This window comes from Sinorhizobium sp. B11 (assembly GCA_039725955.1).
Taxonomy (GTDB): domain Bacteria; phylum Pseudomonadota; class Alphaproteobacteria; order Rhizobiales; family Rhizobiaceae; genus Rhizobium.
Genome location: CP091033.1, coordinates 1519529 through 1532663 on the forward strand (window position 1 = coordinate 1519529; position 13135 = coordinate 1532663).

11 protein-coding genes are annotated in these 13135 nt (G+C 59.5%); 2 read left to right on the forward strand and 9 right to left on the reverse strand.

The genetic code is table 11. From position 1 onward, the window contains the following. Positions 1 to 2: 2 nt before the first annotated feature. The 6 genes from LVY75_06775 to LVY75_06800 form a co-directional block, all read right to left on the reverse strand. Complete coding sequence (locus LVY75_06775; GenBank protein XAZ19842.1) at positions 3 to 1415, reverse strand: aminotransferase class III-fold pyridoxal phosphate-dependent enzyme; 1413 nt, start codon at positions 1413 to 1415, stop codon at positions 3 to 5. 12 nt (positions 1416 to 1427) lie between these two features. Next, positions 1428 to 2111, reverse strand: coding sequence for an MtnX-like HAD-IB family phosphatase (locus LVY75_06780; GenBank protein ID XAZ19843.1), 684 nt, complete (start codon positions 2109 to 2111; stop codon positions 1428 to 1430). Between the two features lie 87 nt (positions 2112 to 2198). Next, positions 2199 to 3566, reverse strand: a complete 1368-nt coding sequence (locus LVY75_06785; protein XAZ19844.1) for a two-component sensor histidine kinase — start codon at positions 3564 to 3566, stop codon at positions 2199 to 2201. After that, positions 3563 to 4225: a response regulator transcription factor gene (locus LVY75_06790; GenBank protein XAZ19845.1), complete on the reverse strand. Its 663-nt coding sequence runs from the start codon at positions 4223 to 4225 to the stop codon at positions 3563 to 3565. The genes LVY75_06785 and LVY75_06790 overlap by 4 nt, the downstream gene beginning before the upstream one ends. A gap of 216 nt (positions 4226 to 4441) precedes the next feature. Continuing rightward, positions 4442 to 5590, reverse strand: coding sequence for a sn-glycerol-3-phosphate ABC transporter ATP-binding protein UgpC (ugpC, locus tag LVY75_06795; protein XAZ19846.1), 1149 nt, complete (start codon positions 5588 to 5590; stop codon positions 4442 to 4444). A 336-nt stretch (positions 5591 to 5926) separates the two neighbouring features. Further along, a complete protein-coding gene (locus tag LVY75_06800; GenBank protein ID XAZ19847.1) occupies positions 5927 to 7129 on the reverse strand; it encodes an ROK family transcriptional regulator in 1203 nt (400 codons plus the stop codon). Between the two features lie 240 nt (positions 7130 to 7369). Here LVY75_06800 and LVY75_06805 point away from each other — a divergent pair, with 240 nt between their 5' ends. Together LVY75_06805 and LVY75_06810 are read left to right on the forward strand one after the other, a co-directional pair. Beyond that, positions 7370 to 8290 carry an ROK family protein gene (locus tag LVY75_06805; protein ID XAZ19848.1) on the forward strand — a complete coding sequence of 307 codons (921 nt, stop codon included), beginning with the start codon at positions 7370 to 7372 and terminating at the stop codon, positions 8288 to 8290. Beyond that, positions 8287 to 10029, forward strand: coding sequence for a glycogen debranching protein (locus LVY75_06810; protein XAZ19849.1), 1743 nt, complete (start codon positions 8287 to 8289; stop codon positions 10027 to 10029). The genes LVY75_06805 and LVY75_06810 overlap by 4 nt, the downstream gene beginning before the upstream one ends. Positions 10030 to 10126: 97 nt before the next feature. Here LVY75_06810 and LVY75_06815 read toward each other — a convergent pair whose 3' ends face one another. The 3 genes from LVY75_06815 to LVY75_06825 are packed head-to-tail and all read right to left on the reverse strand — an operon-like array spanning position 10127 to position 13133. Beyond that, complete coding sequence (locus tag LVY75_06815) at positions 10127 to 10945, reverse strand: carbohydrate ABC transporter permease (GenBank protein ID XAZ19850.1); 819 nt, start codon at positions 10943 to 10945, stop codon at positions 10127 to 10129. Beyond that, on the reverse strand, positions 10942 to 11895 hold the full coding sequence (locus LVY75_06820; protein ID XAZ19851.1) for a sugar ABC transporter permease: 954 nt from the start codon (positions 11893 to 11895) through the stop codon (positions 10942 to 10944). The genes LVY75_06815 and LVY75_06820 overlap by 4 nt, the downstream gene beginning before the upstream one ends. Then, complete coding sequence (locus LVY75_06825) at positions 11892 to 13133, reverse strand: extracellular solute-binding protein (GenBank protein XAZ19852.1); 1242 nt, start codon at positions 13131 to 13133, stop codon at positions 11892 to 11894. The genes LVY75_06820 and LVY75_06825 overlap by 4 nt, the downstream gene beginning before the upstream one ends. Positions 13134 to 13135: the final 2 nt, after the last annotated feature.

The following is a 13135-nucleotide window of genomic DNA, read 5'->3' on the forward strand; positions in this document are numbered from 1 at the left end:
TCCTATCTCCGCTCGGCGCGCGTCAGAAGCTGGTCGAGCAGCGAGATAGCAAGCTCGATCTCCTCACGGCTGATCATCAGGTTCGGCGCAAGGGTGATGACGTTCTTGTGGTATCCGCCAACGTCGAGCACCAATCCATATTTCCTGCCATCGACCGCAAGATCACCCTTCATGCCTTCGTCGGACATCCAGTCGAGCGTCGCCTTGTCGGGAGTGAACCCGTCAGGCCCGCAGATTTCCATCCGAAGGGCAAGGCCGAGGCCGTCGACATCGCCGACGATAGGATGCCGCGACTGCAGCTCCTTCAGGCCTTCGAGGAAGTGTGCGCCTTTTTCCATCACACTCGCGCCGAAGTCGGTTTCAGACACCATCTTCAGCGTTTCGAGAGCGACGGCCGTGCCCATCGGGTTGCTGGCGAAGGTCGAATGCGTGGAGCCCGGCGGGAAGATCGTCGGGTTGATCATCTCTTCTTTGGCCCAGATGCCCGAAAGCGGGTTGAGACCATTGGTGATTGCCTTGCCGAAGACGAGCACATCCGGTGACACGCCGAAATGTTCGATCGACCAGAGCTTTCCGGTCCGATAGACGCCCATCTGAATTTCGTCGACGACAAGCAGGATGCCATGATCGTCGAGGACCTTCTTGAGCTCCTTGAAGAAATTCATCGGCGGGATGACATAGCCGCCGGTGCCCTGGATAGGTTCGATGTAGAAGGCGGCATATTCCGATTTTCCAGCCTTCGGATCCCAGACACCGTTGTACTCACTTTCAAACAGCCGCGCGAATTTCTGGACGCAATAGTGCCCGTATTCCTCCTTCGACATGCCCTTCGGTCCGCGAAAGTGATACGGGAATTCGATGAATTGGGCGCGTTCCCCGAAATGGCCGTAACGCCGGCGATAGCGGTAGCTCGAGGTGATCGACGTCGCGCCGAGCGTTCGCCCATGGTATCCGCCCTCGAAGGCGAACATCAGGCTCTTGCCGCCGGTATAGTTGCGAACGAGCTTCAAGGAATCCTCGACTGCCTGCGAGCCGCCGACGTTGAAGTGAACGCGACCTTTCGAACCGAATTTATGTTCGGCATCCCGAGCGATCAGCGCTGCGAGCTCGACCTTTTCGCGATGGAGATATTGCGAGGCAACCTGCGGCAACCGATCCAGCTGCCGATGCGCGGCATTGTTCAAACGCTCGTTGCGATAGCCGAAATTGACGGCGGAATACCACATCTGGAGATCGAGAAATGGTGTTTCGGCCGCGTCAAAGACGAATGAACCATCGCAGCTTTCGAAGAATTTCGGCTTCTGCGAGTAATGAACCGTATCGCCGTGGGAGCAATAGTTCTCTTCGAGCTGTCGCAGCTCGTCTTCAGAGGCGGTGGGGTGCACATTGGCAGCAAGTTTCAGGTTGGAACGCATGAAGTCCTCTTCTCACGCAGTTTTTGCCACGGCCTGTACAACAGGCTGCCGTGACGGGCTGGAAAGGATGGTTGCGACACTCGCCTGGATTTCGGCGAAGCCGCTATAGGGGATGAAAGGAAGGCAATTCGCGCGGCAGTAATCCGCAAGCCTGGCCTTGGCGAAGACAAGCAGCGCCTCGTGGGAGACGCAGAAGTCGCTGCGGCCGTCGCCGATATAGACCTGGTTGCCGGACGGCCTCACCTGGGCGCATTTGCACACGCCGGCACCGGCGGTGCAGCTCGCGCTCTTGAATGGAAAGCCCAGATCGAATTCAGGCATGCCGACGTGCGGGCGAGAAATCAGCCTGTTTGCGATGATCCGAATGTCATCCAGGCCATGCCTGGCAAGGACCCGCCTTATAAAATGATCGACGCCATCGCTGACGATGACGAGTTCGAGCCCGTTCTTTTCACAGAAGGCCTTGAAAGCCCCAAAGGCATTGTCGATTTCGATCGTGTCCAGAAATGCGTCGATGTCTTCGCGTCTTGCCTGAAGCAGCTGGATCTGGCGGTGCATGCACTGGGCGGATGTGATCCTGCCATTGGTCCACTGATCTTCGATCTCGCGCCACTCCGCGCGCGCAAACCGGTCCAGAACGAGATCCGTCACGTCCTCTTTGGATATGGTCCCGTCGAAATCGCAAAACACCTGCATCGCATGCTCCTTCACTGTGAAGAAGCATTTAGCCTCGCGAACTGAAGGCGAGATGAGGCGAATATGAAGCGAAACTGAATTGACCGCTTATGCGGCAGGAATATCGAGGTCCACCTTCAGGCCGGATCCCCAGGCCGGCGTGCTGAGGCTGATCCCGATGTCGAGACGGTTGCCGATATCGGCGACGATCGGCAATCCCAGTCCCGCACCCTCCCCGGCTTGCGCGTCGAGGCGGTTGAACCGCTGAAAGGCGGCCTCCCGCTGCTCGAGCGGGATACCGGGGCCGCTGTCTTCGATGCAGAGCCGAAATCCGCGCGAGCCGGGTTCGATGCGGACCTCGATCCGACCGCCGGCGGGCGAATATTTGATCGCATTGTCGAGGACATTATCGATCATGACACGCAGCAGAGCACGGTCGGTCAAGACTTGCGGGTCTTGCGTTGCGACGAGCCCGACGTGGAAACCCCGGCGATTGAGGATGACCCCGAAATCCGCCAGGGCTGCCGCCGCAATCTGGCGGAGCGGCAACGCTTCCAGCTGCACCGGTTGATGGCTGACGCGTGCAAGCCGCAGCAACTGCTCTATGAGATGCATGGCGCGCTCGTTGCTGACGACGAGGTCCTTCAGCAGGGCCGCGCGCTCCTCATCGGAATCGGCACGATCAAACATTTGCAAGAGCAATTTGATGCCGGCCTGCGGCGTTCGCAATTGATGGGCCGCAAGATCGGAAAAGCGCCGCTCCATCGTCAGCGAGCGGCCAAGCTTTCGCAAAAGATTGTTGAGCGAGTGGACGAGCGGCGCCAGATCCCGCGGCAGGGCTTTTGTGGCAATCATCGACAGGTCATCCGGCGTACGGGCACGGATCTGCGAGACCAGCTCGCGGACATTGGCAAGCCCGTTATTGATGGCGAGCCAGATGATGATCGCACTGACGGGCACAAGAATGAGCAGCGGAAAGGCGAGATTGAGAAGGATGTTATCGACGAGGCCTTCCCGAAGGATGATCTTTTCAGCGACCTCGATGGTCACGTCACTATTCGGGATCGGCAGAGCATAGACCCGCCAGAGCTCGTTCTGATAGGTCACATCGGTGAAACCGGCCGAGAACCGCTTGACCTCATCAGGAAAGGCGTTGCTGCTGGCAAAGGCCAGCGCTGACCCCCTCCAGGCGCGAAACGAATGGGCGTCGGCATAGTCGTCCGCGTCCTCGTTGAGAGCAAGCTGGTTGTCCATGGTGAAATCAAGATCCGGGACCTGCACTGTCGGTCTTGCCGTCAATCTTGTGAGGGGATGCTTCATCAACGACCAAAGTACGTTGGCGTCATTGATCAACTGCGCATCGTAGATATTGTCGATCTCGCGCGTAGCACTGCGATAGGCGAAGATACCAACGATGGCGATCGTGATGATGAGCGTCGGGAGAATGCGGAGAAAAAGGCGTTGGCTAAGTGTCACTGCTGCCGCTCGACCATGTAACCGACGCCGCGGATCGATCGGATGAAATCAGTACCGAGCTTCTTGCGCAGGTTATAGACCGTTACTTCTATCGTGTTGCTCTCAACCGAAACATCCGTGTCGTAGAGCGCATATTCGATATCGTTCTTCGTGACGTAACGTCCGCTCCGCTCCATGAGGAGCCGCAGGAGATGGAACTCCTTGGCGGGGATGTGAAGCTGTACGCCATTTCGGCGGGCCACCATGGCCGAAGGGTCGAGCTCGACGTCGGCGCATCGAATGATTGTTTCGGTGCGGCCCTGCCGTCGCCGGATCAGCGCACGCAGTCGGGCGAGCAGTTCGTCAAGGTCGAAGGGTTTGACGAGGTAATCGTCCGCGCCTTCGTCCAGGCCGGCGACGCGGTCGCGCACGCTGTCGAGCGCTGTCAGCATCAGGATCGGAACGTCGTTGCCTCCCCTCCTGAGCGAACGGGCCACATCAAAGCCGCTCGCCTTGGGAAGATTGACGTCGAGGATCACGCATCCAAATTGGCTGTCGCGCAGCGCGTCGAGCGCCGTCTCGGCATCGCGGAACCAATCTAAGCCATAGGCGTGTTTCTCGAGTGCACGTTTCAGCGAGGAGCCGAGAATGTAATCATCTTCGACCAGGAGTATGCGCACGTCCGCATCCTTGCGATTTAAATTCTCACCATGCTTCTTCGGTCTCGATTGAGGCCGAAATCCGGCGAAGATTTCCGCATGCTGTCGGAAACCCCTCTACGCTGGTGCGGATACTTCGAGACCGAACCGGATTGTGTGATCAGTCGGCGGCAGACCGGCAGGCTTTGTTCCTGACGGATTGCCCCATCGCAACAGCCTCATGAACGGCGGGGCGTTTCAGGCCTCGACATTTCCGGCGCTCACGACAGTCGCGGCGGCGACAGGCGGTTTTGTGATGGAATTGCCGGTTTGGGCTCGAAAGAGATGAAGGCGTGCAGGTCGGACCACAAGTTGCAGGACTGCGCGATCCTTGATCGCGACATGATCAGGCAGGTGGACGATCGTTGCAGTCCCACTGCCCTCCACCGTGCCGTACACATAGGTATCCGTGCCGATGCTTTCGGCGTAATCGACTTCGAAGCGGATCGGATAACCGTCGCCGCCACTGCCCTTGGCGAGTTCGAAATGGCTCGGCCGGACGCCGAGGATCACAGGTTCGCCAACGCTCGCCTCTCCCTGCTGTGCTGGAATATCCAGGCGGCCGAAACCCGGCACGTCGACGACAACATGACCCGGACCGGCCCCGGCAAGCACTCCATCGAAGAAGTTCATCTGTGGCGAGCCAATGAAGCCGGCGACAAACTTATTGGCGGGGGCCTCGAACAGTTCCAACGGTGTACCGACCTGCTCGACATGTCCGGCATTGAGGACGACGATGCGGTCCGCCATCGTCATGGCCTCAACCTGATCATGCGTCACATAAACCATGGTGGCGCCGAGCCGCTTGTGGAGACGGCTGATCTCGCCGCGTGTCTGAACGCGAAGTGCAGCATCCAGATTGGACAGCGGTTCATCGAACAGGAAGAGCTTGGGGTTTCTGACGATCGCGCGACCGATCGCCACGCGTTGCCGCTGGCCGCCAGAGAGCTGTTTCGGGCGTCGGTCGAGGAGCGGCTCGATGGCGAGCATTCTTGCCGCCTCCGTCACACGCCGATCGATTTCGGCCCGGCTCATCGTGAGGTTTTCGAGGCCGAAGGACAGATTCTTGGCAACGGTCATATGGGGATACAATGCATAGGACTGGAACACCATCGCGATCCCGCGATCCCCCGGCGGCGATGCCGTCACGTCGTCGTCGCCGATAATGATCTTCCCGCCGCTCACGCTTTCCAGGCCGGCGATCAAACGAAGCAATGTGGACTTGCCGCATCCTGAAGGGCCGACCAGAACGACGAATTCGCCCTCGTCCACATCGAGATCGACACCATGGAGAATCGAATGATGGCCGAAGCTCTTCCTGACATCGTTCAACTTCAGACCGGCCATGAATCCATTCCTTTTGATGTTCCTTCCGAAGGCAGCCGCGAGCACACCGGCAGTCGGATATCCTCCCTCATGTTCCCTACAGTCTGCGTGGAACTAATTAGTTCGTCAAGATGACGAACGTAATTTTCTGTTGCAGCGATGGTGGGTTTTCTCCGCCTGCAGGCGGGATTTTCAATAAATTGATCTCATCAGAGCTCGCGCCGGCGCGGGTTTCCAGCGGGGTCCCTCTCGGATATCCGACGCTACAATATCACCTTGATCGGTGGTGGAACCCTCATTTTTGCCCACCACGTCGGTGCCGCCAGCGTTGTCGCGTTGAACAAATCTACGTGACAATCAAAGCGGCGGCGGCGGCAAGCGCCGCTGCTCCGGCAGCGTCTGGGGAGAGAAAAGCAGGTTGTGAACGTGGTTCAGCCCGATTGCGAGGGCCCCAACCAGCGTTGCCCGCCTGCCAAGAACACTTGCCTCGACATCGATGGCACGACGGCTCGCCTTGACAATCCCGCGCCGGACGCCTTCGGCAATGAGAGGATGGCGGCCGATGCTGCCACCGAGAACGACGATCTTCGGATCGACGATCGCATTGACCGAGACGACAAGCAGCGCAGCAATGTCCGAGACTTTCCCGATCACTTCGACCGCGACAGGATCGTTCTCTTCGGCAAGGGCCAGGATGTCCCGGACGGAGGTATCCTTCTTGCCCCCGGAACGCTCGTAGAGCTCGCTGATTCCCCGAGCCGCTATCGCGCATTCCAGCGCGCCTCGTTCAAGGCTGTCCTTCGTATAGGGATCGGCGCCAAACGGCATATAGGAAATCTCGCCACCCGCTCCGTTCGCGCCGCGCATCAGTTTGCCGTCCTGAAGCACGCCAAGCCCGATGCCGGTCCCGAGCGAAATGAAGGCCACAGTATCGATTGCGGTCGCGCATCCCTGCCAGGACTCGCCGATGACGGCGGCGTTGACGTCGTTTTCCAGGACAACGGGACAGCCAAGCCTCTCGCTGAGCGTCCTGCCAATATCGATATCGGTGATATCGGTGAGGTTCGGCGCCATCGAGAGCGCACCCGTCGCGGGATCGACGACCCCCGGCGTTGCTATCGCCGCCACGAGGACGAAGTCCCTGGCAATGCCCATCTTTGCAAGCATGTCGGACAGCATCGCCTCCACCTGGTCAATCAGATGATAGCCGCCGCGACGGTCGGATGGATATTCGATTTCGCCGACAACACTCCCGACGATATTGCCGAGCACGATGCGTGTCGTCGTCGCGCCCATGTCGATACCGACAGCATAGCCGGCATCACCATTGACCTCATAGGTGATGGCTGTGCGGCCAATGCGCCCGCTCGTGACACCCTTTTCTCGAACCCAACCAGCTTCCTCCAGCGCCCTGATGACCTCGGACATCGTCTGCTTTGAAAGGCCGGTGATCTTTGAAAGTTCGGCTCGCGACGTGGGTCCGGCATGGAGCAGCACGTCCATAACCGCGCGCACGGAAATCTGTCGCAGCACGGGCGGCGCGTTTTCGGTCAATACCATCGTCTAGCTACCCCGCCAGATCCGTCTTCATCGTTGTATCGGTGTTCTGCTTTTTCCATGAAAGCCCGCCGATTTCAAACTGCTTGTTGACAGCCCGCAAGCGCGGCCATAATAAATTCGTCAACCTGCCGAACAAATATCGCAAAAGGACTGCAATTGTCAAATATTTCAACCATTGCGTCTGGCTTGCGACGGGCAAAAATCACTCGTCGCGCGGACGAAGCGGGCGGATCTCAAGGCATGGTCGCCGGCGTCGACCTCGGCGGTACCAAGATCCTGGCAGGGCTTGCCGATCTGCAGGGACGTATTCTGGCAAAGGCCGAAGAGCCGACCGAACATGGCGCGGACGCTCCTGTATTGCGGCAAATTCCGCGGATGATTTTGTCACTGCTGCAGGAAAATCGCGAACGCGGTCCGTTGCTTAAGGCTGTCGTCGGCGTACCGGGGGCGGTCTCGCCGGAAACGGGGCTTGCTTCGCTTTCCCCTCACTTGGCCATACCGGCCGATCAGCCGCTCGCTGCGTTGCTCGCACATGCTCTGCCGTGCCCCGTCGTGGTTGAGAACGACGTGAACCTCGGGGCGTTTGCCGAAGCCACGCTCGGCAAAGGACAGGATCAGGATTCGCTTGCATTTATCGCCTTCGGAACCGGCGTCGGCATGGGGCTGGTCATCGGTGGAAAACTCTTCCGCGGCCGGCATGGAAGAGCAGGAGAACTTGGTTTTCTTCCGTTAGGTCCCAATCCTCATCAGGCGGCGCCGCAGGCACGCGCCGGTCTCTTCGAGGATCAGGTTGATTCGCCCGCAGTGCGCAGCCTCTATGGCGATGGCACACTGCCAGTCGCCGAGATATTCGCTCGTGCTTTGGCTGGAGACGGGCAAGCTGTCGCCGCCATCGAAACGCTCGCGAAATCGGCCTCGGTCGGCCTTGCCGCCGTACAGGCCCTCTTCGATCCCGCCCTCATCGTGCTGGGCGGAGGCATAGGCTCGCGCCGCGAGTTCGTCGATGCCGTCAGGCGTCACATGCCGATGTTGCTGCCGTTTGAAACACGTATCGAGGCAACCGGGATCGGCCCTGAAGCCGGCATGCTCGGGGCGCTCATGCTCGGCCTGACCGACCATGCAGCAATTGAGAAGGCAGAAAAACAGGAAGCCGTCCGATGAGTTCAGCACAATCAAAATCACAGGTTCTGACACCGCTTGACGACGGACAGCTTCGCTCGTCGACGCCGGTGCTCGTCCCGTTCATGGCCCCGCGCCTGCAGGGTGATTGTCGACCGGAAGGCAGGATCGAGCTTTCGCTATGGGGTGCGGGCAAGCTCGTCAATCTGACGTTCACCGGCTGGAGCGCCCCTTTCACTTATGCACCGAACCGCGTGGAAGCGCATGGTGGAGGGCTTTATGTGGCGCAGTCGGCACCGGCGCTCTTCTTGAAAGGTGCAAAGCTGCGGACCTTCATCCCTGCACGGCGCTGCGCCTGGTGGGGCGCGACCGCGAAGCGCGAACCCATCGAACGGCAAGAGGGTCGTCGCATTGCCCGCACCGGCTGGGGCGTCGCCATCGCGGAGCAAAGGCCTGACGGCATCTTCGTGACGGCCGGTGCGACGATCGGGGAAGCACTTGCAGCTCTTGAGCTCGACCAGACGAAACTGATTGCCGAGGCCAATGCCTATGTCACGCGTTGCGACGCGATGCCCGAGGCGCCTGCTCTGATGCGCAGCATGATCTCGCAAAGCCTGCACGCCGCCTTTTCGAGCATAAGACAGGACGAGCACGGCGCCTTTGCCGGCCTTGCCGCCGGACAGGCCTACAGCGCGCCGGCTCGTACCTATTACCGGGACGGCTATTGGACACTCCAGGCTCTCCTGGATCGGGAACCGGACGCCGTCCGCGCCCAGATCGATCTTCTGGCACGAGGGGTACAGGACAACGGCGAAGCGCCGAGCGGCGTCATCCTGACAGGACGAGGACAGGCCGAGGAATGGGAAAAGGTACGCGTGACAGATCCACGGATCAAAGAGGAGCACCTTCGACCCGGCGACTGGTGGAGCGACCATTTCGACAGCCCGCTCTTCTTCATTCTGACGATCGGCGACTACATCAATGCGACCGGCGACGGTTCGCCGCTTTCCCTCTACTGGGATAAGGTGGTGGCGATCTTCGATCGTTACTGCAGCTTCGACGAAACCGGAACAGGCTTGCCGATCAAGCCGCGGCACGACCGCGATTGGGCCGACAACGTTTATCGTCACGGTTATGTCGCCTATGATCTCGGCCTGTGGATCGGGGCCCTCGACGTCATCGCAAAGCACGGCGCCGCGCTCGACAAAGCCTTTGCGTCGAAGGCGGCAGCCGTGGCGCAAAAGGCGCGTGCTTCGCTGGACGAGGCGCTTCTGCAACCGGGCGGCACTTACGCGGACTACGGGACAAAGGTAGATTTCGTCGAAGACCATCTGACGCTCGACAGCCTGACGCTGCTTCGCTTCAAGGCGGTTTCTCCCGAGCGGGCGAAAGGCGTTCTCGCCAAGGTCCAGGAGATCCTGGAAAGTCGCAACAATGGCGAACAGCCTTACGGAGACTGGGGCGTGCTTTGCGCCTATCCGCCGTTCAAGCGCCCCAAGGATACGCGTGAGAAATCCTATTTCGCCTATCGCTACCACAATGGCTCAGACTGGCCCTATCTTTCCGGGCTCTATGCCGAGCAACGGCTTGCATACGGCCTGGACGGCGCGGATTACCCGCTCCTGCGCTGGTGGGAGACCTGCCTCGAAGAAGGCTGGATGGGAGCGGTCGAATATTTCTCGCCACCCTGGGGACGCGGCTCGCTGCTTCAGGGATGGAGCAGCATGCCGGCCGCCGCCGCGCTTGCCTACAAGGATAGGCTGCCAGACGCGATCCGCTAGAGGTTTGCGACCTATCGCCACCGAGGCCGTTTTTTGAAAAAGCAAATGTCAAAGGGCCGCCCGAAAGGCGGCCCTTGAATTATGGAATATAGCAGGCCTATTCCTTCGTTGCGCCCGCCATCAGGCCGCTCATCAACATGCGCTGCAGGGCTGTAAACATGACGAGCACGGGCAGCACCGAAAGCACCGACATCGACAGCAGCCTCGGCCAGTTGATACCGAAGCGCCCGACCGTATTGGCAAGCGCGACCTGGACTGTCCATTTGTCCTGGTCACTGATGATCAGGAACGGCCAAAGATAATCGTTCCAGCGCCATACGAGATTGAAGGCGAGCAGCGTGCCGATCGCAGGTATGGCGAGCGGAACAATGATCCGCCACAGGATCCGCCATTCCGGCGTACCGTCGAGTCGTGCCGCCTCCAGAAGACTGTCAGGAATGTTGGTGATGTATTGGCGCATAAGGAAGACCCCGGTCGGGGTTGCCGCCGGCGCGATGATGATACCTGCCAGCGTGTCGAGAAGATTGAGATCCCGCAGCACCAGAAACACCGGGATCATGATGATCTGCAACGGCACCATCAACGACGACATGATGAGCAGGAAGAAAAGTGTGTCTCCCTTGAACCGAAATTTCGCGAGCGCGTAGCCAGCCATGACGCTGATGGTGACGGACAGTAGCGCCGAAAGCACGGAGACAATGGCCGAATTACGGAAGAAGATGAGGAACTTCGCGCGCGACACCGTGTCGACAAAATTCTGCAAGGTCGGCTGGGCCGGCAAAATCGTTGGCGGCCACTGGAAGATCTCCTGTTGTGATTTCAACGAAGACAGGAAAAGCCAGATCGGCGGCATCAGGAAGACGAACAAGGTCAGCACGACGAAGGCCAGTCGCCAGGGAGAATAGATGCGTGTCATTTCTCGCTCCGCGATACGCGCAACTGGAAGATCGTGAGGAAAAGCAGGATGATGAACAGCACCACGGATTGGGCGGCCGCAACGCCAGCCTGCATCGGCTTTTGGAACGCGGTGTCGTAGATCGTCTGTATGAGATAGACCGTTGCCTTGCCCGGACCGCCGCCCGTCAGCGATACGACGAGCTCGTAGACCTTGAAGGCCTCGATAGAGGAGAGGACCAGGACGACAGCGAGCGTCGGCTTTAAGAGCGGCAAGGTGATATGGGTGAATTGCCGCCACTTGCTGGTGCCGTCGATCGAGGCCGCCTCGTAGTAATCAGCGGAAATCGCGGTCAGGCCTGCAATGAAGATCATCATATTGAAGCCGGCTTGCGCCCACACCCAGGCGATGACGACGGCGATCTGAGCCATCGTGTCCTGTTCGAGCCATGGGACCGGGGCGAAGCCGATCAGTGAGAGCAGGTAGTTCACAAGGCCGTTATTGAGGCCGAAGAGCCATCGCCATGCAACGCCGATGATCAGCAGGCTGATCATCGACGGGAAGAAGACGATCGTGCGGACGAAGGCAAACAGCCGGGTCTGTGGCGCCAGCAGCAGAGCCAGCGCCAACGAGACGACAATGTTCAACGGAACCGCGATGATCACGAAAAGAACGGTCTTGAGCAATGAAACCTGAAAATCGGCATTGCTTAGAAGCCCGATAAAGTTATCCAGCCCGACATATTGCGGCAGCGTGTTGGGCACCTGCGGAACGACGACCACACCCCGCTTGAAGAAGGCCATGAAGAGGCCCTGGACCAGCGGATAGAGCGTGAAGGTAACGAGGAGCGCCATTGTCGGCACCATGAGCAGGTAGGGCCACCCGAGGCTTGCCAAGCTGCCGCGCAGGCCTTTCGGCACCGGGTGGGGACCCAGTGCCGAACGGCTGTCTTCCAATATGCCCGTCGTCACTTGCTAGCCTCAAGCGAGGCATCGGCTGCCTTCTTGATCTGCGATATGGCTTCGGCGGAGGTGACCTGACCGGCAACAGCCTGCGTGACGGCTGTCTTCACGGTCCCCCAGACGGCCTGCATCTGCGGCCAGGCCTGGTCGGTCGCAGCGTAGGCAGGGCTGGCGTTCAACTCGGCCTGCATTGCCGTGATCGCTTCGGTGGCGGCCGGATTGTCGTACTTGACGGCTGCTGCCTTCATATTGGCCGGGATCATGCCGAAGGTCTTGGCATATTGTCCCTGGATCTCCGGTGATGTGATCCATTTGATGAAATCGATCGCTTCCGGAAGATGCTGGCTCGTGTTGAAGGCCACGATGTAGTCGCCTCCGTAGATCGACGAGGCGACCGTGCCCCGCGGCGTCGGGCCAGCCTGCCACGCAAAATGCGCGTTATCGGCCAATCCGGCGATTTGCCAGCTTCCGGACATATAGGCTACGGCCTGACCGGCTGTGAAGATTTCCTTCGGGTTGTCGGAGCTCGCGCCGGACCAGAGACCGGGCGGCATTGCAGCCTTCGTGATGTCGATGAACTTGTCGAGCGTGCTCGTCCACGCTGCCTCGTCCATGACGACCTTTACGGGTTCCTTTTCCGTGTAGATGTGGTTTCCGTACTGATATTCATGAACGATCCAGCGGCTTGCCGAAACGTCCCAGACGAGCGGATAGCGAGTACCGGACTTTTCTGCGACTTCCTTGATCTTGGGAACGAACTCATCCCACGTCCAACCGGTCGCGTGGTCCGGGACGGCAACGCCGGCCTTCTTGAAGGCATCGACGTTCAGGAAGATGCCCGTCGAGGTCACACGCAACGGCGCGGCGATGACCTTGTCGTCGAGCTTGGCGCCATCACCCCAACCTTTGACGAAGTCGTTGATCCATTCAGGGCCGATCTCCTTTTTGAGGTCGACGAGGAACGGACGGATGACCGGCTCCATCGATGAGGTGAGCGACAGATCCGGCATGATGCCGGAGGCGGCATACTGCTGGAATTTCTGGACCATCCCATCATAAGGGGTGATCTCGAGGTCGAAGGTCGTGTCCGGGTGGAGTTTTGTGTACTGATCGAGCAAGGCGCGCGTGTTCGCCTCTTCCTGGTCGTTGTCGACATACCAGACGATCTTCAATTCGGATGCGGTCGCAAGCGAAATCGTCATCGCCAGGGCGCCTGCCGTCATCATCAATGTCTTGAGCGGTTTCATAG

What these genes read in the sequence shown, in the direction of transcription:
- LVY75_06775 (XAZ19842.1), bottom strand. Translation starts at nt 1,415, where the DNA reads ATGCGTTCCAACCTGAAACTTGCTGCCAATGTGCACCCCACCGCCTCT.
- LVY75_06780 (XAZ19843.1), bottom strand. Translation starts at nt 2,111, where the DNA reads ATGCAGGTGTTTTGCGATTTCGACGGGACCATATCCAAAGAGGACGTG.
- ugpC (XAZ19846.1), bottom strand. Translation starts at nt 5,590, where the DNA reads ATGGCCGGTCTGAAGTTGAACGATGTCAGGAAGAGCTTCGGCCATCAT.
- LVY75_06800 (XAZ19847.1), bottom strand. Translation starts at nt 7,129, where the DNA reads ATGGTATTGACCGAAAACGCGCCGCCCGTGCTGCGACAGATTTCCGTG.
- LVY75_06805 (XAZ19848.1), top strand. Translation starts at nt 7,370, where the DNA reads ATGGTCGCCGGCGTCGACCTCGGCGGTACCAAGATCCTGGCAGGGCTT.
- LVY75_06810 (XAZ19849.1), top strand. Translation starts at nt 8,287, where the DNA reads ATGAGTTCAGCACAATCAAAATCACAGGTTCTGACACCGCTTGACGAC.
- LVY75_06815 (XAZ19850.1), bottom strand. Translation starts at nt 10,945, where the DNA reads ATGACACGCATCTATTCTCCCTGGCGACTGGCCTTCGTCGTGCTGACC.
- LVY75_06825 (XAZ19852.1), bottom strand. Translation starts at nt 13,133, where the DNA reads ATGAAACCGCTCAAGACATTGATGATGACGGCAGGCGCCCTGGCGATG.